The organism is Leifsonia virtsii (genome assembly GCF_030433675.1).
Lineage (GTDB): Bacteria > Actinomycetota > Actinomycetes > Actinomycetales > Microbacteriaceae > Leifsonia > Leifsonia virtsii.
In genome coordinates this window covers 433,356-456,233 of the sequence record NZ_JAROCB010000005.1, presented here as the reverse complement: position 1 = coordinate 456,233, position 22,878 = coordinate 433,356, and the positions used below count along the sequence as shown (strand labels likewise).

Sequence of the window (22,878 nt, the reverse complement as noted above, 5' to 3'; positions counted from 1 at the left end):
CCCCCGCCCGTCCCCGCCGCTCCGCGTCCGCGGGGTGACACCCCCCGCCGTTTTGCCGGGGGTGGTCGCTATTCGGGCCGAATAGCGCCCACGACGTGCAACTCGATCGGGGCGGGACGCGTGACCGAACCGTGATGCAAGCGCTTGACGTAAACGCTTGCATCAAGAGTCGACGGAGGGGTACGGTTTCGGCGGGCGCAGCCGCGCTCGCACCAAGAGCTCAACGAGGAGTGAAATGAAAGCAGCACGTCTCTCCGTGATCGCCGGTGTGGCCCTTGCGGGTCTCGCACTGGCTGGATGCACCGGTGGCGGCGGGTCGGGAAGCGGCGGCGGCGACGCCGGCGCGAACACCGACGGCAAGGGCCCGATCACCTACGTGCAGGGCAAGGACAACTCGAACGTCGTCCGCCCGCTCATCGAGAAGTGGAACAAGGCCCACCCGGACGAGAAGGTCACCTTCAAGGAGCAGACCGACCAGGCCGACCAGCAGCACGACGACCTGGTGCAGCACTTCCAGGCCAAGGACTCCAACTACGACGTCGTCGACGTCGACGTCGTCTGGACGGGCGAGTTCGCCGCGAAGGGCTGGCTCCAGCCGCTGACCGGCACGTTCAAGATGGACAACTCGGCCCTGCTCGAGCCGACCGTCAAGTCGGGCACCTACAACGGCACGCAGTATGCGGCCCCGCAGACCTCCGACGGCGGCATCCTGTACTACCGCAAGGACCTGGTCCAGTCCCCGCCGAAGACGTGGGATGAGATGCTCAAGGACTGCGACATCGCCAAGGCGAAGGGCATCGGCTGCTACGCCGGTCAGTTCGCGCAGTACGAGGGCCTGACGGTGAACGTCGCCGAGGCGATCAACACCAACGGCGGCACCATCGTCGGCGAGGACGGCAAGAAGGTCACCGTCGACAGCCCCGAGGCGAAGGCGGGCCTGACCCGGCTGGTGGACGGCTTCAAGAACGGCCAGATCCCGGCCGAGGCGATCACCTACCAGGAGGAGCAGGGCCGGCAGGCGTTCGAGGCCGGCAAGCTGATGTTCCTGCGCAACTGGCCGTACGTGTACAACCTGGCGAAGACCGACGGCTCCTCGACGGTGAAGGACACCTTCGGGATCGCGCCGCTGCCGGGCGTCAGCGACGGCAAGCCGGGCGTCTCCAGCCTGGGCGGTCACAACGCCGCGATCAGCGTGTACTCCAAGCACAAGGCCACCGCGTTCGAGTTCCTGAAGTTCCTGCAGAGCGAAGAGACGCAGAAGTTCTTCGTGACCCAGGGCTCGCTCGCACCGGTCGTGTCCTCGCTGTACGACGACGCGTCGCTGAACAGCCAGCTGCCGTACCTGTCGACGCTGAAGACGTCGATCGAGAACGCCGTGCCGCGCCCGGTGTCCCCGTTCTACCCGGCCATCACCAAGGCCGTGCAGGACAACGCCTACGCCGCCCTGAAGGGCGACAAGTCGGTCGACCAGGCGCTGAAGGACATGGCGTCGGCGATCAGCACCGCCAGCGCCGGCTGATCCCGGCCTGAATCGGTTGCCGGGCGGCGGGAACCCTCCCGCCGCCCGGCCCCACTCCTTCCGACCCCCACCCGGAGGCACACATGTCAACGTCGAACGTCGTCGCCCCCTCATCCACCCAGACCGGCACCGGAGGCAAGAAGCCCGTCCGCGCCGGCGTCAAGCAGAACCGCCGCCAGCAGAGTCGCTGGGCCCTCTACCTCATCCTCCCGACCCTGGTCCTTCTCGCCATCGTCATCGGCTACCCGGTGGTGCAGGCGATCGTGATGTCCTTCCAGAAGGACGCCGGCCTCGACCCGGCCACCGGCCTGTTCGTGCAGGGCGGGTTCGCCGGCTTCGAGAACTACACGCACTGGCTGTTCCAGCAGTGCGCCGGCCCCAACGGGACCACGATCAGCTGCCCGCCCGGAAACCTCGGTTCGGCGTTCTGGAGCTCGGTCTTCGTCACCTTCTTCTTCACCGTGACCACCGTGATCCTGGAGACGCTGCTCGGGCTCTGGTTCGCGCTCATCATGAACCGCGCCTTCCGCGGCCGCGGCTTCGTCCGCGCGGCCATCCTCATCCCGTGGGCCATCCCCACCGCCGTCACCGCGAAGCTGTGGTTCTTCATCTTCTCGGTCGCCGGCGTCGCCAACGCCCTCATCGGGGCCCGCATCCTGTGGACCTCGGACGAGTGGGCGTCCCGGTTCGCGGTCATCATCGCCGACACCTGGAAGACGACGCCGTTCATGGCGCTGCTCATCCTGGCCGGCCTCCAGCTGATCCCGGAGGACGTCTACGAGGCGGCGAAGATGGACGGCGCGAGCACCTGGCAGCGCTTCTGGCGGGTGACCATGCCGCTGCTGAAGCCGGCGCTCATGGTCGCCATCCTGTTCCGCGTGCTCGACGCGCTCCGCATCTACGACCTGCCGCAGATCCTCACCGGCGGCGGAGGCGGAACCGGCCACGCGACGACGACCCTCTCCATCCTCGTCGTCGATCAGATCAGGCAAGGGTTCAACAGTGCAGCCGCCCTGTCGACCATCACGTTCATCATCATCTTCCTGATCGCGTTCATCTTCGTCCGGATACTCGGGACGAACGTGGTCAGAACGCAGGAGGACCAGCAGAAGGGAGCGAAGGGATGACCGCCGTCGCCGGGCCCGCCGCGGCCACGACCGAGGCTGAGAGCCTCCCCCGCACCACGACGAAGCGGCGCACCGCCGTTCGGCGCCGCCGCAACCAGAGCGCGCGCACCGGCATCCAGGCGATCGTGATCGTGCTGTGGTGTCTGCTGCCGTTCTACTGGATGGTCGTCACCTCGTTCCGCGATGTCGGGTACACCTTCGACAACACCCCGTGGTTCACCCACTTCACCTGGGACAACTACGCCACCGCCCTCTCCACCCAGCTCGGCAACAACCTGCCGGGCGCGCTGCTGAACTCCCTGTTCATCGGCGTCTGCGTCACGGTCATCTCGCTGATCGTCGGCATCTTCGCCTCCTACGCGCTCGCCCGGCTGGACTTCAAGTTCAAGGGCGTCGTGCTCGGCGTGATCCTGGCGGCCTCGATGTTCCCGGGCGTCGCGCTCATCACCCCGCTGTTCCAGCTGTTCACGAACATCGGGTGGATGGGCACCTACCAGGCGCTGATCATCCCGGAGATCTCGTTCGCCCTGCCGCTGACGGTCTACACGCTCACCTCGTTCTTCCGCGAGATGCCGTGGGACCTGGAGGAGGCGGCCCGGATCGACGGCTGCACCCAGGCGCAGGCGTTCCGGAAGGTGATCCTGCCGCTGGCGGCGCCCGCGGTGTTCACGACCGCGATCCTGGCGTTCATCTCCTCGTGGAACGAGTTCCTGATCTCCAGCCAGCTCTCCAGCGACCGGACGCAGCCGGTCACGGTGGCCATCGCCTCCTTCACCGGCACCCAGCCGCACCAGGAGCCCTACACCGCGATCATGGCCGCCGGAACCATCGTCGTCGTCCCGCTGATCATCCTGGTGCTGATCTTCCAGCGCCGCATCGTGGCGGGTCTCACGGCCGGCGGCGTGAAGGGCTGATCGGATGCGCTGGCGTGATTCCCGTGAAGTGGTCGACGTCGGCCTCGGCTTCGTCGGCTTCTTCGCGGTCGCCTTCCTCGGCATCACCGTCTTCTGCGAGCTGACCGGCGAGCCGGCGCTCGGGTGGGCGCTCACCCTGCTGGTGCTCGTGCTCGCCTTCATCGGCCTCCTGCAGCTGCGCCGTCGCATCATCGCGCGGCGGCAGGAGGCCGAGGAGGCGCGGCTCGAGCACCAGGACTCCTGAACGGACCGGTCCGATGGCGGGTATCGAGGAGGTCGCGCGCGCGACCGGCGTCTCGACGGCCACCGTCTCCCGGGCGCTGCGCGGCCTCCCGAACGTCTCCGACAAGACGCGGGCGGCCGTGCGGCGCGCGGCCGACGAGCTCGGCTACGTCGCCTCGTCGAGCGCGTCCGGCCTCGCGAGCGGGCGCACCCTCGCGATGGGTGTCGTCGTCCCGTCGGTGAGCCGCTGGTTCTACACCCAGGTGCTGGAGGGGGTGGATGCGGAGCTCCGCGGCGCGAGCTACGACATGATCCTGTTCAACCTGGGCGGCCACCGGGGCGACAGGGAGCGCGTGTTCCACCGCAGCATCCTGCGCAAGCGCACGGATGCGCTCCTGGCCCTGTGCCTCGACTTCACGCCCGCCGAGCGCGAGCAGCTGGCCACCCTCGGCCACCCGACGATCGTCGTGGGCGGCCCGGTGAAGGGCCTGCGCAGCGTCGGCATCGACGAGACCTCGACCGCGTACACCGCGACCTCGCACCTGATCTCCCTGGGGCACACGGACATCGCGCACCTCGGCGGCGAGGACGAGGAGGGCCTCAACAGCCAGGTGCCGATCGGCCGGTTGCACGGCTTCAACGACGCGATGCGGGACGCCGGCATCGTCGTCCGCCCCGAGTGGGTGATCCCCGGCGGGTTCTCGCTGCCGGAGAGCCGTGCGGCGATGAACCGCCTGCTCGACCGCCCCGGCCCGCGTCCCACGGCGGTCTTCGCCGGCTCGGACGAGATGGCGTTCGGCGCCATCCTCGCGGCAGGCGACCACGGGCTGCGCGTACCGGAGGATCTGTCGGTCATCGGCATCGACGACCACGACTACGCGGCCGGATTCGGCCTGACGACGATGGCGCAGGACCCGTTCGAGCAGGGCGCGACGGCCGCGCGCATCCTGCTCGACGAGCTCGGCGGGGCGGAGCCGAGGGTCAGCTCGGTGAGCTCGCCGGTCAGTCTGGTGGTGCGGTCCTCGACGGCTCCGCCACGCTGATGCGCGGAGACGTTCCCATTGTCTGAAAGAATGGGTGTCGCGATCATCCGGCCGCCCGTGCCTTTCGGGTAGGCGCGACCGGCCGATGGGATCGTCCGTCGGGCTATCGGGGCCCACATGACGGGAAGAGCCGCCCTGACTAGGACAGGGCGGCTCTTCGCGTACTGGGATCGTTCTCCCCGGTCGTGACCCGTCAGTCGGCGTCGGCGAGGGCCAGGACCTCCGCCTCCTGCTGGGCTGTCTCGGTCGGGGCGTCCACGCGCTTGAGGTGCTTGTGGCCGATGACGATGAGCGCTGCCGCGATGAGCACCGAGATGCAGCCCGCGTAGAACGGCATCGCGCGGCTCACGGTGTCGGCGAGGAGGGTGGCGGCCGGCGGGGCGATGGCCCCGCCGAGGAAGCGCACGCCGGAGTAGGCGCTCGACGCCACGGCGCGCGGGAGGTCGGTGGCCTCCATCACGCACTCCGTCAGCACGGTGTTCAGGATGCCGAGCAGCAGGCCGCCGACGATGACGCAGACGATCAGAGCGACCAGCGAGTTCACGAAGAGGCCCGCGGCGAGCAGGTCGAGCGCGAGCAGCGGCATCACCAGCCACAGCACCCGGGTGCGCGGGAGACGGGAGGTGAGCAGCGGCGCGACCCAGACGGAGGTGACCGCCAGCGCGACGCCCCAGCCGAAGAAGATGAGGCCCAGCGTGATCGCGTCCTCCACGCCGAGCGGAACGAGCGCGAACGGCGTGTAGGCGAGCAGGACGAAGAAGCCGATGTTGTAGAACAGCGCGGCGGCGGCGAGGAAGCCGAGGGCGGGCTTGCCGAGCGCGCGGAAAGGCGCGGACAGGCGCGTCGGCGTCGGCTTCTCCGGGTTCTTCTTGAGCAGCGCGACGATCGCGATGAAGCCGATCGCCATCAGCGTCGCGGTGCCGAAGAACGGGCCGCGCCAGCTCCAGCTTCCGAGCAGCCCGCCGAGGAGCGGGCCGATCGCGATGCCGAGGCCGAGGGCCGCCTCGTACAGGATGATGGCCGACGAGGTCCCGCCGGAGGCGGCGCCGACGATGGTGGCGAGTGCGGTCGAGATGAACAGCGCGTTGCCGAGGCCCCAGCCGGCGCGGAAGCCGATGATCGACTCCACGTTCTGCGAGAGGCCGGCCGCGAGCGCGAACACCACGATCAGGGCGAGGCCGATGAGCAGCGTGCGCTTCGCGCCGATGCGGCTGGAGATCCAGCTCGTGAAGAACATGGCGGCGCCGGTGATCAGGAGGTAGCTGGTGAACAGCATCTCCGTCTGGGTGGGCGTCGCCTGGAGGCTCTTGGCGATGGCGGGCAGGATCGGGTCTACGAGCCCGATGCCCATGAAGGCGATGACGGACGCGAAGGCGACGGCCCAGACGGCGGTCGGCTGCTTCAGGATGCTGGTGGGGCGTTCATGGGACATGGAGGGGTGTCGGCTCCTTGGACGATTGGGCGGTGAGGTGTGAGGGTGGCGGGGGTCGGCGCGCGATCAGCGGCTGCCGGCGAGCGCGGCGGAGGCCGCCGCGGAGAGGTCGACGCGCGACCCGATGATCTCGACGGTCGTGCGCATGGCGGCGACCTCGGCCTCGCTGAGGTCGGAGAACATCGGCACGAGGGCGGCGGAGAGCTCGTCGCGCCAGGTCTGCAGCGCCTCGACGCCCTTGGGCGTGACGGCGATCTGCCAGGCGCGGGCGTCGTCGGCATCTGCGATGCGCTTGACCCATTCGGCGTCGACGAGGTTGCGGACGAGCTTGGTCATGGTCGGCTGCGAGACCCGGCTCTGGCTGGCAAGCTCGCCGAGCCGCATCGGGCCGCTGCTCTGGAGCACGCTGAGGGTGCGCCAGGTGGCGGGCGACTCCGTGCTGCCCGTGACCTGGGCGGCGAGGCGGGCGAGGCGGTGCGCGGCGACCACGAGGTCGCCGATGATCTGGCGGAGTTCGGGAGTCTCTGGCATGGCTCCCATTATATATAGCTTGCCTATGTTTATCAATCCCGCCGTCTCAGAGCCTGCGGGCGAGCACGTACCCCTGCGGCGACTTCTGCGGCGGCACGGGCTGGGTCACGAGTTCGGCGACCAGCGCGAAGCCGGCCTCGGCGAGCCGCGTCTTGACCGCGTCCACGTTCTGCCTCCGGGTGCGCAGCTCGAGGTCGTGCCCGTAGGCGTGGGTCAGGTGCACGATGTCGTCGCCCACCTGGAACGCGAGCAGCAGCGGGCCGCCGGGGCGCACGACCCGCGCGAATTCGGCGTACAGCTCCGGCTGCCGCTCCTCCGGGGTGTGGATGACGGAGTACCAGGCCAGTGCGCCCGCCAGCTCCGCGTCTGCGAACGGCAGCGCCGCCATGGAGGCGACCTCGAACCGCAGCGCGGGATGCTCGCGCCGCGCCACCTCCACCATCCGCGGCGACAGGTCCACGCCGACCACGTGCAGCCCGAGCCCAGCCAGATGCCCGGCGATGCGCCCGGGGCCGCAGCCGAGGTCGCCGACGAGACCGCCGCCCGCGCGGGACACCTGCTCGGCGAAGACGCCGAGCATCGCGCGGTCGTGCTCGCTCTGCGCGAGCTCGTCGCGCAGCAGCGCCGCGTAGTCCTCGGCGACGAGGTCGTAGGCGGTGCGGGTCTCGGTCACATCCGGGTGCTCCGTGCTCACCGTCGGAGTCTAGGACCCCGGCGCCGACGGCAGGTGTCACGAGACGGGCGCCGCTTCGGTTCACCCGACACGCCGCTCCCCGGCGATTCCCGGAGCATGCCCACCGGCGCGCCAGAGAACGTTGCGAGGGTAGACCGCACGGTGCATCCCGCACCGGCAAACCACCACCACGACATCGGAGGATCCCATGAGCCAGCGTGCAGCATCCCGACCCTCGACCCGTGACCTCGGTCTGCTCGTTCTTCGCATCGCCGTCGGAGGGACTCTTATCGCCCACGGCCTGCAGAAGCTGTTCGTCTACACACTGCCCGGGGTGACGCAGTCCTTCGCCGGGATGGGGGTGCCCGCCGCCGAGATCGTGGCGCCCGCAGTCGCCACCATCGAGCTGCTCGGCGGCGCGCTCATCGTGGCGGGGGTCAGCACCCGCATCGCCGGCCTGTTCGCCGCGGCCGCGATGCTGGGCGCAGTGTTCACCGCCCACCTCTCGGCCGGTTTCTTCGCCGCCGACGGCGGGTTCGAGCTACCGCTGCTGCTGGCGTGCGCGGCCGTCGCGCTCGCGCTGACCGGTCCCGGTCGCCTGTCGCTGCACACGGCCCTCCTGCGCGGACGCGTGCCGCTCGCCGCCTGACCCGGGCGATTCGTGCCGAATGCACGCTATTCGTAACGAATACCGCCCATTCGGCACGAATCGCGGCACCGGAGCGACGAAGCGCCCCCGGCCGGAGCCGGGGGCGCTTCACAAAGGGGCGCTACCGCAGGTACCTGTCGTAGAGCAGTGTCCTGCGGCACAGATCCGGCGGGTGGCAACCGCTGTCGCGGGGCTCCCCGTGGAGCAGCGCGTGACCGAAGTCGCGCAGCTGAGCGGCGTAAGTACGCCAGGAACTCGTGTTCATGGTGGGTTCTTCTTCCGGTTGTGCGTCCTTGCACACCGATGCACGCTGGCAGGCGCGATCGGACGCGATGGATGGATGAGCATCCGCGTCCGAGCGTCGTTAAACGCACGGAGGGCGTCGCCCCGTTGCGGGGGCGACGCCCTCCGCAACGCGGACACTCTCTATAGGAGGAGTCCGCGTCGCGTAGCGACTAGCCTGTCAGCCTGTCAGTAAGAAGAGCCCCGCAGGGCGCGAATTACTTGAGGGTGACGGTGGCGCCAGCCTCTTCGAGCTGGGCCTTCGCCTTGTCGGCGGTCTCCTTGTTGGCGCCCTCGAGCACGGTGCTCGGCGCGCCATCGACGAGGGCCTTCGCCTCACCGAGGCCGAGGCTGGTGAGGGCGCGCACCTCCTTGATGACCTGGATCTTCTTGTCACCGGCAGCCTCGAGGACGACGTCGAAGGAGTCCTTCTCCTCGACCTCTTCGGCGGCGGCACCCGCACCACCGGCGGCCGGGGCGGCCACGGCGACGGGGGCGGCGGCGGTGACCTCGAAGGTCTCCTCGAACTTCTTCACGAACTCGCTGAGCTCGATGAGCGTGAGCTCCTTGAACGCGTCGAGCAGCTCGTCAGTCGACAGCTTTGCCATTGTTCTCTCCTTAGTTTCTGTGGTTACTCACCGCTGGCAGGATCCGGGACGGATCAGGCAGCGGACTCCTGCTTCTCACGCAGCGCGTCGACCGTGCGAACGGCCTGCGACAGCGGTGCGTTGAACAGATATGCGGCTCCGAACAGCGAGGCCTTGAAGGCGCCGGCCAGCTTGGCCAGCAGAACCTCACGGGACTCGAGGTCGGCGAGCTTGCCTACCTCTTCTGCGGTCAGAGCGTTACCGTCGAAGTAACCGCCCTTGACCACCAGCAGAGGGTTTGCCTTGGCGAAGTCACGCAGCGACTTCGCGACGGCGACAGGGTCACCGTGCACGAAGGCGATCGCGGACGGACCGGCGAGCTCGTCGTCGAACGACGAGATGCCTGCCTTGTTGGCCGCGATCTTGGTCAGCGTGTTCTTCACCACGGCGTAGGTCGCGTGCTCACTGATGGACTTGCGCAGCGTCTTGAGCTGAGCAACAGTGAGACCGCGGTACTCGGTCAGCAGAACGGCGGTCGAGCTCTCGAACAGTCCTTCGAGCTCGGCAACCGTGGCTTCCTTGTTCGCCATGGCCTACTCCTCAATCTTCTTCGTCGCACACCGCGGGAGCGGTGTGCCGACCAGAGACCGCCGGGCAAAGAAAAAAGCTCCGGCGCAGGGCACGGAGCTGACGACCGCGAGAACTCGCGGGAATTTGCTTCACACACCTGCGCGGGCCTCCACCTGAGTGGAACTTCGGTCGTGCATGCACGACGACCAGCGGTCTTTGGCTCCGTACAGGTTACGGGACGGCGGGCCTCGTGCGCAAATCGGCGCCGGTCGGGGCCGCCCGGCGCAGAAAGCGGTCCACGTCGTCCGCGAACCGCGGGTGCAGTGCGGTGCCCACATGCGAGCGGTTCGCGTAGAGGATGTGCGTGGCGTGCGGGAGCCGGCGCACCGTCTCGTCGACGACGGAGAGGGGGTAGAAGCGGTCGCGTCCGCCCGACACCACCAGCACAGGGCCGCGCACCCGTCCCAACCGGTCGCGCACGTCGAAGCCGTCCTCCGCCTCGACCAGCGCGCGCAGGCCCTCCCGGTCCTCGAGACTCCGGGTGACGCGGATCGCTGCACGCAGCAGCGAGTCGAGCTTCGGTGAGTCCGGCACGGCCGCTGCGGGGTCGCCGAGCAGCTCGGCATAGCGGCGCTGCACCGCGCGACCCTCCGTGCCCAGCGTCGCGGCGCCTGCCGCGATCACCAGCGAGCCCACCACCTCCGGGTGGTCGACGGCGACCTGGAACGCGACGCTCGCGCCCGTCGACACTCCCATCAGCGCGACCGGGCCGTCGAAGCGGCGGCGCACGGCGTCCGCGTACAGGCCGGCGATCTCCGCCATGTCCGCTCCGCGCTCGAGCCGCGCCGGGCGCCCGACGGCGTGCACGCGGTGGCCGCGCAGCGGTCCGCGCAGGATCAGCCGCTCACCGATCGCCTCCGCGCCGTGCAGCCGGCCCGGGTCGGACGGCAGCCCCCGCAGGTACACCAGCGGCGGGGAGGCCGGATCCCCGTAGGCGACGGTGGGCAGGAGCACGGTCGTCACTCGGACCGGACCTCCGCCGACGGCGCGACGGAGTCGGCGGCGTCCGAGGCGGAATCCGGCTCAGGGGTGGATTCGGCGTCCGGGGGCGCCAGTGGCAGCGTCACCGTGAACACCGTGTCGCCCGGGACGCTGTGAACCGTGACCTCCCCGCCGTGCGCCTGCACGACGGCCTGAACGATCGCGAGCCCGAGCCCGGTGGAGCCGGTGGCGCGGTTGCGGGAGCTGTCGCCGCGGGCGAAGCGCTCGAACAGGCTGCCCTGCAGGTCCTCCGGGATGCCGGGCCCGTCGTCCGCGACGGTGACGACCGCGCGCCCGCTGTCCGCCTCCACGCGCAGTCCGGCGGTGACCTTCGTGCCCTCGGGGGTGTGGACGCGCGCGTTGGCCAGCAGATTCATCAGCACCTGGTGCAGACGCTGCGCGTCGCCGACCACCTCGACCGGCTCCTCCGGCAGGTCGAGGATCCATTCATGGTCGGGTCCCGCCGCGTGCGCGTCGCTGAGGGCGTCGACCAGGAGCAGGGTGAGGTCGACGGGGTCGCGGTCGAGCTCCCGGCCCTCGTCGAGGCGGGCGAGGAGCAGCAGGTCTTCGACCAGCGAGGTCATGCGCGTCGCCTCGGACTCGATCCGGCCGAGCGACCGGGTCACGTCGGGCGGGAGCTCGTGCGGCGCGCGCCGGGTCAGCTCCGCGTAGCCGCGGATCGACGCGAGCGGTGTCCGCAGCTCGTGACTGGCGTCCGCGACGAACCGCCGCACCTTCTGCTCGCTGGCCTGCCGGGCGGTCAGCGCCGAGGCGACGTGGCCGAGCATGCGGTTCAGGGCGGAGCCCACCTTGCCCACCTCGGTGTGCTCGTCCGTGTCCTCCTCCGGCACGCGCACCGACAGCGCGACGTCGCCGTGGTCGAGGGGAAGCTTGGAGACCTGCTCGGCCGTGCCGGCCACCCGCTCCAGCGGCCGCATCGCCAGGCGGACCACCACGCTCGCGAGCAGGAAGGCGAACACCAGGCCGGCGAGGGTCACCAGCACGATGACGACGGTGAGCCGGGCGACGGTGGCGTTGACGTCGCTCAAGGGCAGGCCGATGATGACGCTGTCTCCATTGGACAGCTCGGCCGCCGCCACGCGGTAGGAGCCGAGAGCCTGCCCCAGATCGACGGTCCGCGGCTTCTCGTCGGACGGGACGCTGAGCAGCGCGAGACCGTTGATGGTCACCTGCTTCGGCCCGAGGGGCTGGTTCGTGGAGGCCGAAGACCGGTCGGCGAGGATCACCGGCGGGAACAACAGGCCGCCCTCCGAGCTCCGGACCGCGCCGAGCGTTCCCGTCGGCTGACCGGGCGTCTGCACGACACCGGCGGTGTCCGGCACGGTCGGGCCGCCCGCGTTGATCCGGTCGGCCGCGTGCTGGCCGCGCACGAGCGCGGACGTGAGCTGCGCATCCAGCCGCTGCATCAGGTAGCTCTGCAAGGCGAAGACGCTGACGGCGCCGATGACCGCGCCGAGCACGGCGAGCATCGCGACCACGACGAGCACGACGCGGCTGCGCAGCGTCCACGAGCGGAAGGGACGGATGCGCGGGAGCGTGCCGCGGCCCGCCGGAGCTGGGGCGCCCGCCGTGCGGGCGGTGGTCATTGCGCTGCCTTGACCATGTAGCCGGCCCCGCGCACGGTGTGGATCATCGGGGGGCGGCCGGCGTCGATCTTCTTGCGCAGGTAGGAGATGTAGAGCTCGACGACGCTGGAGGAGCCGCCGAAGTCGTAGCTCCAGACGCGGTCGAGGATCTGCGCCTTGCTGAGCACGCGGCGCGGGTTGCGCATCAGGAAGCGGAGCAGCTCGAACTCGGTCGCGGTCAGCTGGATGAGCTCGCCGTCGCGGTGCACCTCGTAGCTGTCCTCGTCGAGCACGAGGTCGCCGACGATGAGCACGGGGTCGTCGTGGTCGGCGACCGCCGCACGGGAACGCCGGAGCAGGCCGCGCAGCCGGGCGACCAACTCCTCCAGGCTGAACGGCTTGGTCACGTAGTCGTCGCCTCCGGCCGTGAGCCCGGCGATGCGGTCGTCGAGCGAGTCCTTCGCGGTGAGGAACAGCACGGGCGCCTCGTTGCCGTCCGCACGCATCCGGGAGAGCACCTGGAGGCCGTCGATGTCGGGGAGCATGATGTCGAGCACCACGACGTCCGGCTTGAACTCGCGCGACAGCTGCAGCGCCTGCTGGCCCGTCGACGCCGTCTTGACGTCCCAGTCCTCGTAGTGGAGCGCCATCGCGAGCAGGTCCGTCAGCGTGGCCTCGTCGTCGACGACGAGCACGCGGATCGCACCCCCGTCCGCCCGGCGCAGGAGGGTACGGGGCTGGCTGGAGGCACCGGAGGCGGCGCGGGCGTTGATGGTCACCTTTCCCATTATGAGGAGGGGAATGGATGGCGACTTTGCAGAACCTATGAACTGTCTGAGCGACGGGATCAGCGCAGCGCCAGCGGCGTCTCCTCGGTGACGCGGGTCAGCTTTCCCGGGTTCCGCACGACGTACATGCCGGTGATGAGGCCGTCCTGGACGCGCGCCGCCAGCACGCCGTCGAACTCCCCGTCGACGTAGAGCTCGAGCGCCGGGTTGCCGTTCAGCACGGTCGGCGCGCTGGTCAGCACGGCGCCGGTCTTCCGCAGCCCGCCCGCGATGAAGCGCGTGACCTTGTCGGCGCCGACGATCGGGCGGAGGGCGGCCTGCTTCACCCCTCCGCCGTCGCTGATGAGCACGACGTCCGGCGCCAGCACCGCGAGCATCGCCTGCGGGTCGCCGGTCTCGACCGCCCGGCGGAAGCCGTCGAGCACTGCGCGCGCCTCCTCAGCGGAGACGGACACCCGCGGCCGGCGCGCCTCGACGTGGGCGCGCGCCCGGTGGGCGATCTGCCGCACCGCCGCGGGCGTCTTGTCGAGGGTCGCCGCGATCTCGGCGAACTCGAACCCGAACACGTCGTGCAGCACGAAGACGGCCCGCTCGGTCGGGCCGAGCGTCTCCAGCACCACCATGAGCGCCATCGAGACACTCTCGGCCAGTTCCACGTCCTCGGCGACATCGGGACTCGTCAGCAGCGGCTCGGGCAGCCAGGGTCCGACGTACGATTCCCGGCGGTGCTGCGCGCTGCGCAGGCGGTTCAGCGCCAGGCGGGTCGCGATCCGGACCAGGTAGGCGCGCGGCTCCCGCACCTCGTCGCCCTCGACCTTCACCCAGCGCAGCCAGGTCTCCTGGAGCACGTCCTCCGCGTCGGCCGCCGATCCGAGCATCTCGTACGCCACCGTGAACAGCAGGTTGCGGTGCGCGATGAACTCCGCCGTCGCCGCATCCGTCCCGTTGCCGCTCATGGCCGCGCCGCTCCCCCGCTCGCGGGCGCCGTCGTCCGCACCGTGGCGCCGCTGCTAGCGAGCATACGGGCACGGCTCCGGTCGCCGAAGGCCGCCGGGAGGCGCGTCGCTCCGGGATGCCGTGCCTCGAGGACGAGCTGCTGGACGGTCCCCCGGCACACCAGCTCTTTGACGGAGGCTCCGGCCCTCCCGGCGATGCGGGCGCCGGTCGGCGAGTCGTCCCTGTGCTCGAACTGGAACACTCCGTTCCGCCGCCCGAGGCTCAGGCACAGCCCGATGAACCCCATGGCGAACGGCCGCGGCTCGTCGCCGTGGATGCGCTGCAGCACGGTGTCGGCCGCGTGGCCGCCCAGCGGACCGGCGGCCTGGCAGCTCATCCGCAGGGGCATTCCGGACGGGGATGCGGCGTCGCCGGCGGCGAGGATGCGCTCGTCGTCGACGCTGGTCAACGTCTCGTCGGTGAGCAGACGGCCGTGCGCGTCGGTGCTGAGGCCGCTCGCGCGGGCGAGCTCCGGCACGAGGAAACCGGCGGTCCACACCACGGTCCCGCCGATCGTCCGCCCGTCGGCCAGCACCGCGCCGTCCGCGGTCACCGCCACGACGCGCGAGCCGGGGCCGTCGAGCACGTCCACCCCGAGAGCAGCGAGCCGCCGCGCGACGCCGCGGCGCGTCCGCTCGTGCAGCGTGGGCCCCAGCGGACCGCCGCAGGCCAGCGCGACGGGCCTACCCTGCTCCGCGAGCTCGGCGGCCAGTTCGATCCCGGCCGGGCCGCCTCCCGCCACGACGACGGGGGTCTCCGGCCCGGCCGCGGCGAGCGCCTCCCGCAGCGCCTCCGCGTCGCGCAGGTCGGCGATCGCGTGGGCGTGCTCGCCGCCGGGGACGTCCGCGACCGCGCGTCCGCTACCCGCCGCATAGATGAGGTGGTCGTAGTCGAGCGCCGCGCCGGATGTCAGCAGCACCCGGCGGCTCGCCGCATCGATGCGCCGCACCGTGTCCACCCGCAGGCCGACGGCGGGCGCGAGCACCCGGTCGAAGTCGACGACCGCGTCGTCGGTCCCGGCGACCAGCTGGTGCAGCCGGATGCGCTCGACGAAGACGTCGCGCGGGTTCACCAGGGTGACGCTCACGCTGTCGTCCGCGGTGAGCCGGTTCGCCGCCGTCACTCCGGCGTAGCCGCCGCCGATCACGACCACGCGGGTCTGCTGCTGCATGGGATCCCCTTCCACCGAAGAACGCTGTCGACCCTGAGACACCGCAGCGCCCGGATGTGTGACATCGCGGCACACGGCGGATGCATAGCTTCGCCATAGCGACCCGAAAACGGCGGTCCTTAACCTCGCGCAAGAACCACATCCGCCCCCACAGTTTGGAAGCCAATGTTCGGGACCTACCTGCGCCGCGAGCTGCTCAACCGCCGCAAGCAGACGATCATCATCGCCATCGGCATGGCGCTCGCGATCGCCCTCGTCATCATCGTCAACGCCGTGTCGGCTGGCGTGAAGCAGGCGCAGGAGAGCGTCCTGCAGTCCGTCTACGGCGTCGGGACAGACATCACGGTCAGCCAGCCGGCGACCGCTCAAGGTGCGAACGCGCTGCAGGGAGCCGGCGGGGGCCCGCGCTTCGACTTCGGCGCGAACGCGGGCACCGACACCGGCACCGCGCGCCAGGTGAACACCTCGCGCCTGGAGGCGACCCGCGGCTCGACGACCATGGACGCGGCAACGCTCTCCACCGTCCAGAAGGTGCAGAACGTGTCGGCCGCCGCCGCGGTGCTGTCGCTGACCAACACCAGCTTCAGCGGCACGCTGCCGAACTTCCAGCAGCTCCGCCAGGAGCGCCAGAACGGCCAGGCCGCCTCCCCGACCGCCCCGCCGACCGGCGGCTCCGACGGCGCGGGCGGGAGCTCCTTCACCGTTGACTCCTTCTCGGTGATGGGGCTGGACCCGGCGGGCAAGTCGGTCGGGCCGCTCGCCTCCGTGACGCTCACCGGCGGCCGCAGCTTCACCGCGGCCGACAAGGGCAAGGACGTCGTCGTGCTGGACGCGAGCTACGCCAAGACCGCGAGCAAGGCCGTCGGCGACACCGTCACCATCGGCGGGACCTCGTTCTCCGTCATCGGCATCGTCTCGGCGACCGGCTCCGACTCGACCACCGCGGCCAACGCCTACATCCCGCTGGATGTCGCCCAGACGCTCTCCGGCGAGACCGGCAAGATCTCGTCCGTCTACGTGAAGGCCGCGTCGTCGGGCGACATCGACCAGATCAAGACGGACCTGACCAAGGCCGTCTCCGGTGCGACGGTCAGCACCCAGGCCGACCTCGCGTCCACCGTCTCCGGCTCGCTCGGCAGTGCCGGCGAGCTGATCGGGAACCTCGGCACCTGGCTGTCGGTCATCGTGCTGGCGGCGGCGTTCCTGATCGCCATCCTGTTCACCATCTCCGGTGTCACCCGGCGCACCCGTGAGTTCGGCACGCTCAAGGCGATCGGCTGGTCCAACCGCCGCATCGTCGGGCAGGTGGCCGGCGAGTCGGTGGTGCAGGGCGTCATCGGCGGCGTGATCGGCGTCGCCGTCGGGCTCCTCGGCGTGCTCGTCGTCAACCTGGTCGCGCCGACCCTGACCGGCAGCATCAGCCACGGAGTGAGCGCGAATGCTGCCGGTCGGTTCGGGGGAGGCGCCGGCGCCGCCGGTGCCGCGACGGACGCCCCGCGCGCCGGAGGCTTCGCCGGCGGCGGGGCGTTCGGCGCCGCCCGCGAGGCGGCCACCTCGTCCGCGAACATCGCGCTGCACGCCCCCGTGACGCTCTGGATCATCGTCGGAGCGGTCGCCCTCGCGGTGCTCGGCGGTCTTCTCGCCGGCGCGATCGGCGGCTGGCGGGCCTCCCGTCTCCGCCCCGCCGCCGCCCTCCGCTCGGTCGCCTGAGCCTGCCCGCGCATCCCGAACCCAAGGAGTCACCCGTGTACACCCTCACCGATGTCACCAAGAAGTACAGCCAGTCCAAGCGCCAGGTCGTCGCGCTCAACGACGTGAGCCTTACGATCCCGGACGGCCAGCTGGTCGCCATCCAGGGCCCGACCGGCGGCGGCAAGTCGACGCTGCTGCAGATGCTGGGCGCGCTCGACCGGCCGACGTCCGGCTCCGTCGAGCTGGGCACGGACAGCCTGTCGAAGCAACGGGACTCGCGGCTCGCGAAGATCCGCGCCAAGGAGATCGGCTTCGTCTTCCAGGGCTTCAACCTCATCCCGACGCTCACCGCCCAGGAGAACGTGGAGACGGCCCTCGCCCCGCTGCACGTCAGCGCCGCCGACCGGAAGCGCCGCGCCGCGGAGGCGCTCGCCTCGGTCGGCCTCGCCGACCGCGGCAACCACCTGCCGTCCGAGCTCTCCGGCGGCCAGCAGCAGCGCGTCGCCATCGCCAGGGCCCTCGTGAAGGACCCGGAGGTGCTGCTGGCCGACGAGCCCACCGGCAACCTCGACGAGGAGACCCGCGACGAGATCATGGACCTGCTGGAGGGCCTGTGGCGCGACCGGGGCCTCACCGTCGTCATCGTCACCCATGACACCGCCGTGGCCCGACGCGCCCAGCGCCGGCTGCACATCAAGCACGGGCAGGTCAGCGAGGTCGCCTGACCGGCCGGCCCGCCCGCGCTGACGGCGCCCGCCCCCGCGACACCGGGGGCGGGCGCCGTCAGCGCGTCATGCCGGAGGCGTGAGGGTGACGCCGCGGTGCGCGAAGAACCGCTCGAACGTCGGGAGATCGACCTCGGCGTTCTCCGCGGTGCCCGGCACGCCCGACGGGTTGTGCAGCGTGATGCGGTCTCCGTCGAACCGGTGCACGAGCACGAGATGGCCGCCGCGACGGGCGTTCGGCCGGTCGGGGTAGCGGATCTCGGGCGAGACGGAGGCCAGCGCGACGCCACCGGCGCGGACGTGCGCGAGAAGGCCCTCCGCCTCCACGAACGGGTGGACCGTGCCCTCGATCCCGAAGTCCTCGCCGATCCACTCCACGAACGGCCGGTAGAAGAGGCCGCCGACCACGTCGCCGTCGCGCGTCAGAGCGCCGCGCCGCCGCGCCCGGCGGACCAGCTCGAACATGGCGATCCGCCCGTGCTCCGGAGTCCACGCGCGGAGCACCGAGCGAAGGGACGCCAGGCCGCAGACGTGGTGCGACCAGAAGAGGTACTCCTCCACCGAGGGATACCCGTCGGTGGCCCAGTCGAAGAACCGGGACGGGTCGGCTCCCTCCTCGATGAGCGGCCGGTTGCAGGCGATGTCGCCCCACTGCGACTCGTACGGATAGACGACCACCGGAGACACTCGCCCGCTCACCGGACCGGCACCACGACCATCCCGAGCGCCTCGGCCAGCACCACGGCCTGGCGCTCGTCGATGACCGTCCCCCGCAGCGTCACGTCGGAGAGGTCGACGCCGGTGAGGTCGCTCCCGGCGATCGTGGCCGCGCTCAGGTCGGCCCGGTCGAGTGCGACGGCGCTCAGGTCGCAGCCCTCGAAGGTCGCCTCCTGCGCGCGCACCTGAGACAGGTCGGCCTCCCGGAACCGCACACCCGTGAAGGTCGCGCCGCGCAGCTCCGCCCGGGACAGGCCGGTGAACGACCAGTTGCCGCCCTCCACCTTCAGCAGCGCGAACTCGCAGCCCTGGAACGTGCTGCCGGTGAGCTTGCACCGCCGGAAGGTGGAGTCGAAGAAGTTGCACGACTCGAACCGGCAGTTCACGAAGGCGGAGTCGGTGTGCTCGCTGACGTTGAACCGGACCTTGCGGAAGACGCACTCGGTGAACGTCGCCCCCGAGCTCCGCAGCTCGGTCATGTCGACGTCGTCGAACACCACTCCGGTGTACTCGACCCCGTCGAGATCGCGGCCGTACCAGTCCTCGCCCTTGATGGCGTCGGGGATGCTCGTCACCCGGCGAGCCTAGCGCCGACCGCAGACAGCGGGGTGCCTGCGGGGGTAGCATCCCGCTCGTGACGACTCTCCAAGGACGGACCGGGACGGCTCTGCTCGTGATCGACGTGCAGAACGGGGTGATCGGGGGCGCCCACCGGCGCGACGAGGTGGTCGAACGCATCGGCGGCCTCGTCGAGCGGGCGCGCACCGAAGGCGTGCCCGTGGTGTGGATCCAGCACTCCGACGAGCAGCTGGCGGAGGGCTCCGAGGAGTGGCAGTACGTCCCGGAGCTCGACCGCGACGAGGCCGAGCCGCTCGTCCCGAAGCACTACGCCGACGCGTTCGAGGAGACGACGCTGGAGGACGTGCTCGCCGCGGCGGGCACCGGGCGCATCGTGGTGACCGGGTCGCAGACGGACGAGTGCATCCGCTCGACCATCCATGGAGGTCTCGTGCGCGGCTACGACGTCACCCTGGTCGGCGACGCGCACACCACGGAGGACCTCTCGGAGTGGGGCGCGCCGACCCCCGACCTCGTGATCGCGCACACCAATCTCTACTGGTCGAACCACCGAGCGCCCGGACGCACGGCCGAGGTCGTGGACGCGGCCGACGTGCGGTTCTGAGGGGCCGAACTGCTGCGGAACTGAGCAATCGAACGGCCGAATCTCCTTCCTCGCTGCCTTACGTCGGAGTTCCGCCGCTCAGATGACCGAAGCTCCGACGGAAGCGGCTGAGTGCCGGTCGCGGTGTCAGAGCCCGGTCGTATCGTGTCGGCATGGCAGCTGTGATGGAGGGAACCCAGGCGGCACCGCAGGCCGTGTCCGACGACGCACTGGAGGATGTGCGACAGCGACTGCGCCGGTTCCGCGCGGTCCGAACCGTCGACGCCGGGGCGTGGGAGCTGGGGGTCGACGGCGAGTGGCTTCGCGGCCTCCTGCGCCACTGGGCGGAGGAGTACGACTGGAGGCGCCGGGAGGACGAGCTGCGCCGCCGCCCATGGGTGCTCGTCGACGATGAGCTTCCCGTGCGGCTCGTGCACCACCGCGTCGGGCCGGAGGCGCCGACGGTCCTTCTGCTGCACGGCTGGCCCGACTCGGTGCTGCGGTTCGACCGGGTCGTGCCGCTGCTGTCCGAGTACAACCTGGTCATCCCCGCGCTTCCCGGATTCCCCTTCTCGGCGCCGGTCGCGGCGGGCGGGATGCGCGCCAAGGACATCGGCGCGGCCGTCGGCTCCGCGGTCGCGGCGCTCGGCTACCGCGACTACGTGGTGTCGGCCGGCGATGTGGGCACGGATGTTGCAGAAGGACTGCTGGAGGCGCATCCCGGAGCGGCCGCCGCCGTGCATTTCACCGACATCTCGCAGTACCACTTCCTTCACGGACTGCCCGACGATCTGACGCCGGAGGAGCGGCAGTACGTCGAGCACGGGAAGGCGTGGCAGGCCGCCGAAGGCGGTTACATGCACGAGCAGGGCACCAAACCCGCGACCATCGCCGCCGCCCTGGGCGACTCTCCCGCCGGCCTCGCGGCCTGGATCGGCGAGAAGCTGCGCTCGTGGACGGATTGCGACGGCGACCTCTCCACCGTCTTCGACCCGGACGACGCCGTGACCTGGATCGCCGCGTACTGGCACACGGCCAGCATCGGCACCTCGTTCACGCCCTACGCGATACCCAGCCCCAAACCGACAGGACGCGTCGAGCTGCCGACCGTGTTCACCGTCTTCCCGAAAGACCTCGTGAACGCACCACGATCGTTCGCGGACCGCTTCTTCGACGTGCGCGAGTTCCGCACGCTCGAGCGCGGCGGCCACTTCGCCGCCTGGGAACAGCCCCACGACTACGCCGCCGGTGTCGTCTCGGCGGTCTCGTACGCGCGCTGACCGCCCGCGCCGACTCCCGGCCGTCTCCCATGCCGCCGCGCCCGCTTCCCCGATACGCTCGAAGCATGGCCCACGACCTCGCAAACGTCCTCGGCGACGTCGGGCCGCTGCTGTTCTACCTCGCGGTCTGGGGGCTGGTCTTCGCCGGCACCGCGCTCTTCGTCGGGGTGTTCATCCCCTTCATCACCGGCGACTCGCTACTGTTCGCCGCGGGGCTTCTGACGGGGACGCATCCCGAGCTCTCGATCTGGGTGCTCGCCGTCGGCGTCGGCATCGCCGCGGTGCTCGGCGACCAGGTCGGGTTCTGGCTCGGGCGGCGGTTCGGGCGGCCCTACCTCACCCGGCGCGGCGGCCGCTGGGTGCAGGCGGGTGTCCGCCGCGCCGAACGGTTCTACGAGCTCTTCGGCTGGTGGTCCGTGGTCATCAGCCGCTACATCCCGTGGGGACGCGTCTTCATCCCGCCGATCGCCGGGATCAGCGCGATGCGCTACTGGCGCTTCCTCACGGCGAACATCGTGGGCGCCCTCAGCTGGGGCGTCCTCATCACGGTCATCGGCTACTTCGCCGCGGTCAACCCGAGCGTTCGGCCCGTCGCCTACATCGTCGCCGGGGTCGTCATCGCCGCGTCGATCGTCGCCGGCATCCGCGCCTGGGTGCTCGACCGGCGGTCCCGGCGGCGCGAGGCGGAGGAGACCGCGGAGGGCGCCCGCTAAGCGGGCCGCCGGCCGCCCACGAGGCGTCACGCGAGGAGCGACTCCAGGAGGCCGGTGAGCGTCTGTCGACGCGTCCCGTCCAAGCCTGCCAGCAGAGGCGCGATCCGCTCGTGGATCTGTGCCGCCCCGCGGCCGGCGAGCTCCCGGCCGGCGGGGGTGAGGGCGACCCGCGCCGATCGCCGGTCGGTCTCATCGCGGGTCTTCGTGACGAGGCCGCGCTGCACCGCGCGGTCGATCAGGCCGGAGATCGACGACCGGTCGAGCCCGAGGTGGGCGGCCAGGTCGGACATGGTCGGCTCGCGGTCGCGCAGGATCGCGAGCAGCCGCAGCTGGGTGAGCGACAGCTCGCTCTCCGCGGCGACCCGGCTGACGACGCCGATCACCTCGAACGAGGTCTGCACGAGGGCGTCCAGCAGGCGGTCGGGATCGTCGTCGGTTCTCGCGGTCATAGAGCTAGCGTAACGCAATGGTTGGGGTTACCATCTATTTAGTTTGTAACCCCAACTATATTGGAGCAACCATGAGAGCAGCGCTGGTCACCCGCTTCGACACTCCCCCGCGCTACGCCGAGGTGGAGGAGCCGCGCGCCTCGGTCGCGCACGAGACCGTGGTCGAGGTCCTGGCGGCCGCCGTCTCGCCGCGCGTCCGCTCACAGGCCTCCGGGAGCCACTACACGAGCACGGGAGCGCTGCCCCTGGTCCCCGGGATCGACGGCGTCGGCCGCATGGAGACGGGCGAGCTGCGCTACTTCATCCTCCCCGACACCGACCGCGGGTCGCTCGCGGAGAAGGCGGTCATCGACCTGCGCCGCAGCGTCCCCGTCCCGCACGGCAGTGACCCGGTACAGCTGGCGGCCGCCATGAACCCGGCGATGTCGTCGTGGATCGCCCTGCGCCACCGCGCGCACCTGCGGCCGGGCGCGAGCGTGCTCGTGCTCGGCGCGACCGGGAGCGCAGGTGCGATGGCGCTCCAGGTCGCCCGCCGGCTCGGAGCCGCACGGGTCACGGCGGTCGGTCGCGACATCGAGCGCGTCGCCGACGCGGGAGCCGACGCCCTGGTCGACCTGAGCGACACCGCCGGCCTGTCCGAGGCGGGACGACGGGTGGATGTGGTGCTCGACTACCTCTGGGGCGAGCCGGCCGCCGACACGCTGCGAGCGATCGTTCCGCACCGCGACGACGACGCCCAGACCCTCACCTGGGTGCAGATCGGCTCCGTCGCAGGTCCCGAGGCGCCCATCCCGTCGGCCGCGCTGCGCGCGATCGACCTCGTCCTGGTCGGGAGCGGCCAGGGGTCGGTCAGCACCCGCGACATCGTCGCCGACCTGGGCGACCTCGCCAGCGAGGTCGCGGCGGGCGCGTTCACGACGCAGGCGCGGGCCGTGCCGCTCGCGGAGGTCGAGCGGGCATGGCACGAGGCGGCCACGACCCGCGACCGCCTCGTGCTCGTTCCCTGAGC

The 22,878-nt window shown here is 70.8% G+C and carries 26 protein-coding genes; 12 read left to right on the top strand and 14 right to left on the bottom strand.

The features are described from left to right. The first annotated feature begins 235 nt into the window (after positions 1-235). From P5G59_RS19110 to P5G59_RS19090, 5 genes are all read left to right on the top strand, one after another. Entirely contained in the window at positions 236-1,519 is a 1,284-nt protein-coding gene (locus P5G59_RS19110) for an ABC transporter substrate-binding protein (RefSeq protein ID WP_301220610.1), read from the top strand. Between the two features lie 83 nt (positions 1,520-1,602). Then, entirely contained in the window at positions 1,603-2,646 is a 1,044-nt protein-coding gene (locus tag P5G59_RS19105; protein ID WP_301220609.1) for a carbohydrate ABC transporter permease, read from the top strand. Next, positions 2,643-3,560: a carbohydrate ABC transporter permease gene (locus P5G59_RS19100; RefSeq protein ID WP_301220608.1), complete on the top strand. Its 918-nt coding sequence runs from the start codon at positions 2,643-2,645 to the stop codon at positions 3,558-3,560. Before P5G59_RS19105 ends, P5G59_RS19100 begins: the two co-directional genes overlap by 4 nt. 4 nt (positions 3,561-3,564) lie before the next feature. Next, the gene (locus P5G59_RS19095) at positions 3,565-3,804 is read left to right on the top strand and encodes a hypothetical protein (protein WP_301220607.1); all 240 of its coding nucleotides are present in this window, start codon (positions 3,565-3,567) and stop codon (positions 3,802-3,804) included. Positions 3,805-3,817: 13 nt separating this feature from the next. Continuing rightward, positions 3,818-4,825 carry a LacI family DNA-binding transcriptional regulator gene (locus P5G59_RS19090; protein ID WP_301220606.1) on the top strand — a complete coding sequence of 336 codons (1,008 nt, stop codon included), beginning with the start codon at positions 3,818-3,820 and terminating at the stop codon, positions 4,823-4,825. Between the two features lie 193 nt (positions 4,826-5,018). Here the strand turns inward: P5G59_RS19090 and P5G59_RS19085 are convergent, their stop codons facing one another. From P5G59_RS19085 to P5G59_RS19075, 3 genes are all read right to left on the bottom strand, one after another. Beyond that, on the bottom strand, positions 5,019-6,257 hold the full coding sequence (locus P5G59_RS19085) for an MFS transporter (RefSeq protein ID WP_301220605.1): 1,239 nt from the start codon (positions 6,255-6,257) through the stop codon (positions 5,019-5,021). Positions 6,258-6,323: 66 nt separating this feature from the next. After that, positions 6,324-6,788, bottom strand: coding sequence for a MarR family winged helix-turn-helix transcriptional regulator (locus tag P5G59_RS19080; RefSeq protein ID WP_301220604.1), 465 nt, complete (start codon positions 6,786-6,788; stop codon positions 6,324-6,326). Between the two features lie 46 nt (positions 6,789-6,834). Further along, the gene (locus tag P5G59_RS19075; RefSeq protein ID WP_301220603.1) at positions 6,835-7,482 is read right to left on the bottom strand and encodes a class I SAM-dependent methyltransferase; all 648 of its coding nucleotides are present in this window, start codon (positions 7,480-7,482) and stop codon (positions 6,835-6,837) included. A 187-nt stretch (positions 7,483-7,669) separates the two neighbouring features. Here P5G59_RS19075 and P5G59_RS19070 point away from each other — a divergent pair, with 187 nt between their 5' ends. Further along, a complete protein-coding gene (locus P5G59_RS19070; RefSeq protein ID WP_301220602.1) occupies positions 7,670-8,110 on the top strand; it encodes a DoxX family protein in 441 nt (146 codons plus the stop codon). A gap of 121 nt (positions 8,111-8,231) precedes the next feature. Here P5G59_RS19070 and P5G59_RS19065 read toward each other — a convergent pair whose 3' ends face one another. From P5G59_RS19065 to P5G59_RS19030, 8 genes are all read right to left on the bottom strand, one after another. After that, on the bottom strand, positions 8,232-8,375 hold the full coding sequence (locus P5G59_RS19065; protein WP_301220601.1) for a hypothetical protein: 144 nt from the start codon (positions 8,373-8,375) through the stop codon (positions 8,232-8,234). A gap of 235 nt (positions 8,376-8,610) precedes the next feature. Further along, positions 8,611-9,000: a 50S ribosomal protein L7/L12 gene (gene rplL, locus P5G59_RS19060; RefSeq protein WP_064110997.1), complete on the bottom strand. Its 390-nt coding sequence runs from the start codon at positions 8,998-9,000 to the stop codon at positions 8,611-8,613. Between the two features lie 53 nt (positions 9,001-9,053). Continuing rightward, a complete protein-coding gene (gene rplJ, locus P5G59_RS19055) occupies positions 9,054-9,569 on the bottom strand; it encodes a 50S ribosomal protein L10 (RefSeq protein WP_175335684.1) in 516 nt (171 codons plus the stop codon). A gap of 211 nt (positions 9,570-9,780) precedes the next feature. Next, positions 9,781-10,572 carry an alpha/beta fold hydrolase gene (locus P5G59_RS19050; RefSeq protein WP_301220600.1) on the bottom strand — a complete coding sequence of 264 codons (792 nt, stop codon included), beginning with the start codon at positions 10,570-10,572 and terminating at the stop codon, positions 9,781-9,783. Then, a complete protein-coding gene (locus tag P5G59_RS19045; protein ID WP_301220599.1) occupies positions 10,569-12,197 on the bottom strand; it encodes a sensor histidine kinase in 1,629 nt (542 codons plus the stop codon). The genes P5G59_RS19050 and P5G59_RS19045 overlap by 4 nt, the downstream gene beginning before the upstream one ends. Further along, positions 12,194-12,964: a response regulator transcription factor gene (locus P5G59_RS19040; protein ID WP_301220598.1), complete on the bottom strand. Its 771-nt coding sequence runs from the start codon at positions 12,962-12,964 to the stop codon at positions 12,194-12,196. Before P5G59_RS19040 ends, P5G59_RS19045 begins: the two co-directional genes overlap by 4 nt. Positions 12,965-13,023: 59 nt before the next feature. Beyond that, the gene (locus tag P5G59_RS19035) at positions 13,024-13,920 is read right to left on the bottom strand and encodes an RNA polymerase sigma-70 factor (RefSeq protein WP_301220597.1); all 897 of its coding nucleotides are present in this window, start codon (positions 13,918-13,920) and stop codon (positions 13,024-13,026) included. After that, positions 13,917-15,131, bottom strand: coding sequence for an NAD(P)/FAD-dependent oxidoreductase (locus P5G59_RS19030; RefSeq protein ID WP_301220596.1), 1,215 nt, complete (start codon positions 15,129-15,131; stop codon positions 13,917-13,919). Before P5G59_RS19030 ends, P5G59_RS19035 begins: the two co-directional genes overlap by 4 nt. Before the next feature lie 165 nt (positions 15,132-15,296). Here P5G59_RS19030 and P5G59_RS19025 point away from each other — a divergent pair, with 165 nt between their 5' ends. Together P5G59_RS19025 and P5G59_RS19020 are read left to right on the top strand one after the other, a co-directional pair. Beyond that, on the top strand, positions 15,297-16,841 hold the full coding sequence (locus P5G59_RS19025) for an ABC transporter permease (protein WP_301220595.1): 1,545 nt from the start codon (positions 15,297-15,299) through the stop codon (positions 16,839-16,841). Between the two features lie 35 nt (positions 16,842-16,876). Then, a complete protein-coding gene (locus P5G59_RS19020; protein WP_301220594.1) occupies positions 16,877-17,548 on the top strand; it encodes an ABC transporter ATP-binding protein in 672 nt (223 codons plus the stop codon). A gap of 66 nt (positions 17,549-17,614) precedes the next feature. Here P5G59_RS19020 and P5G59_RS19015 read toward each other — a convergent pair whose 3' ends face one another. Then, positions 17,615-18,247, bottom strand: a complete 633-nt coding sequence (locus P5G59_RS19015) for a hypothetical protein (RefSeq protein ID WP_301220593.1) — start codon at positions 18,245-18,247, stop codon at positions 17,615-17,617. Then, positions 18,244-18,840, bottom strand: coding sequence for a pentapeptide repeat-containing protein (locus P5G59_RS19010; protein ID WP_301220592.1), 597 nt, complete (start codon positions 18,838-18,840; stop codon positions 18,244-18,246). The genes P5G59_RS19015 and P5G59_RS19010 overlap by 4 nt, the downstream gene beginning before the upstream one ends. Before the next feature lie 59 nt (positions 18,841-18,899). Here P5G59_RS19010 and P5G59_RS19005 point away from each other — a divergent pair, with 59 nt between their 5' ends. The 3 genes from P5G59_RS19005 (at position 18,900) to P5G59_RS18995 (ending at position 21,420) form a co-directional block, all read left to right on the top strand. Beyond that, positions 18,900-19,448: an isochorismatase family protein gene (locus P5G59_RS19005; RefSeq protein WP_301220591.1), complete on the top strand. Its 549-nt coding sequence runs from the start codon at positions 18,900-18,902 to the stop codon at positions 19,446-19,448. Between the two features lie 152 nt (positions 19,449-19,600). Next, on the top strand, positions 19,601-20,707 hold the full coding sequence (locus tag P5G59_RS19000; RefSeq protein WP_301220590.1) for an epoxide hydrolase family protein: 1,107 nt from the start codon (positions 19,601-19,603) through the stop codon (positions 20,705-20,707). 65 nt (positions 20,708-20,772) lie between these two features. Next, positions 20,773-21,420 carry a DedA family protein gene (locus P5G59_RS18995; RefSeq protein ID WP_301220589.1) on the top strand — a complete coding sequence of 216 codons (648 nt, stop codon included), beginning with the start codon at positions 20,773-20,775 and terminating at the stop codon, positions 21,418-21,420. A gap of 26 nt (positions 21,421-21,446) precedes the next feature. Here the strand turns inward: P5G59_RS18995 and P5G59_RS18990 are convergent, their stop codons facing one another. Next, positions 21,447-21,869 (bottom strand): MarR family winged helix-turn-helix transcriptional regulator, encoded by a 423-nt coding sequence (locus tag P5G59_RS18990; RefSeq protein WP_301220588.1) that lies wholly within the window; start codon positions 21,867-21,869, stop codon positions 21,447-21,449. A gap of 71 nt (positions 21,870-21,940) precedes the next feature. Here P5G59_RS18990 and P5G59_RS18985 point away from each other — a divergent pair, with 71 nt between their 5' ends. Continuing rightward, the gene (locus P5G59_RS18985; protein WP_301220587.1) at positions 21,941-22,876 is read left to right on the top strand and encodes a quinone oxidoreductase family protein; all 936 of its coding nucleotides are present in this window, start codon (positions 21,941-21,943) and stop codon (positions 22,874-22,876) included. Positions 22,877-22,878 lie beyond the last annotated feature (2 nt).

What these genes read in the sequence shown, in the direction of transcription:
- P5G59_RS19100 (WP_301220608.1), top strand. Translation starts at nt 2,643, where the DNA reads ATGACCGCCGTCGCCGGGCCCGCCGCGGCCACGACCGAGGCTGAGAGC.
- P5G59_RS19035 (WP_301220597.1), bottom strand. Translation starts at nt 13,920, where the DNA reads ATGAGCGGCAACGGGACGGATGCGGCGACGGCGGAGTTCATCGCGCAC.
- P5G59_RS19095 (WP_301220607.1), top strand. Translation starts at nt 3,565, where the DNA reads ATGCGCTGGCGTGATTCCCGTGAAGTGGTCGACGTCGGCCTCGGCTTC.
- P5G59_RS18995 (WP_301220589.1), top strand. Translation starts at nt 20,773, where the DNA reads ATGGCCCACGACCTCGCAAACGTCCTCGGCGACGTCGGGCCGCTGCTG.
- P5G59_RS19025 (WP_301220595.1), top strand. Translation starts at nt 15,297, where the DNA reads ATGTTCGGGACCTACCTGCGCCGCGAGCTGCTCAACCGCCGCAAGCAG.
- rplJ (WP_175335684.1), bottom strand. Translation starts at nt 9,569, where the DNA reads ATGGCGAACAAGGAAGCCACGGTTGCCGAGCTCGAAGGACTGTTCGAG.
- P5G59_RS18990 (WP_301220588.1), bottom strand. Translation starts at nt 21,869, where the DNA reads ATGACCGCGAGAACCGACGACGATCCCGACCGCCTGCTGGACGCCCTC.
- P5G59_RS19105 (WP_301220609.1), top strand. Translation starts at nt 1,603, where the DNA reads ATGTCAACGTCGAACGTCGTCGCCCCCTCATCCACCCAGACCGGCACC.
- P5G59_RS19080 (WP_301220604.1), bottom strand. Translation starts at nt 6,788, where the DNA reads ATGCCAGAGACTCCCGAACTCCGCCAGATCATCGGCGACCTCGTGGTC.
- P5G59_RS19000 (WP_301220590.1), top strand. Translation starts at nt 19,601, where the DNA reads ATGGCAGCTGTGATGGAGGGAACCCAGGCGGCACCGCAGGCCGTGTCC.
- P5G59_RS19090 (WP_301220606.1), top strand. Translation starts at nt 3,818, where the DNA reads ATGGCGGGTATCGAGGAGGTCGCGCGCGCGACCGGCGTCTCGACGGCC.
- P5G59_RS19085 (WP_301220605.1), bottom strand. Translation starts at nt 6,257, where the DNA reads ATGTCCCATGAACGCCCCACCAGCATCCTGAAGCAGCCGACCGCCGTC.
- P5G59_RS18985 (WP_301220587.1), top strand. Translation starts at nt 21,941, where the DNA reads ATGAGAGCAGCGCTGGTCACCCGCTTCGACACTCCCCCGCGCTACGCC.
- P5G59_RS19045 (WP_301220599.1), bottom strand. Translation starts at nt 12,197, where the DNA reads ATGACCACCGCCCGCACGGCGGGCGCCCCAGCTCCGGCGGGCCGCGGC.
- P5G59_RS19110 (WP_301220610.1), top strand. Translation starts at nt 236, where the DNA reads ATGAAAGCAGCACGTCTCTCCGTGATCGCCGGTGTGGCCCTTGCGGGT.
- P5G59_RS19070 (WP_301220602.1), top strand. Translation starts at nt 7,670, where the DNA reads ATGAGCCAGCGTGCAGCATCCCGACCCTCGACCCGTGACCTCGGTCTG.
- P5G59_RS19030 (WP_301220596.1), bottom strand. Translation starts at nt 15,131, where the DNA reads ATGCAGCAGCAGACCCGCGTGGTCGTGATCGGCGGCGGCTACGCCGGA.
- P5G59_RS19065 (WP_301220601.1), bottom strand. Translation starts at nt 8,375, where the DNA reads ATGAACACGAGTTCCTGGCGTACTTACGCCGCTCAGCTGCGCGACTTC.
- rplL (WP_064110997.1), bottom strand. Translation starts at nt 9,000, where the DNA reads ATGGCAAAGCTGTCGACTGACGAGCTGCTCGACGCGTTCAAGGAGCTC.
- P5G59_RS19040 (WP_301220598.1), bottom strand. Translation starts at nt 12,964, where the DNA reads ATGGGAAAGGTGACCATCAACGCCCGCGCCGCCTCCGGTGCCTCCAGC.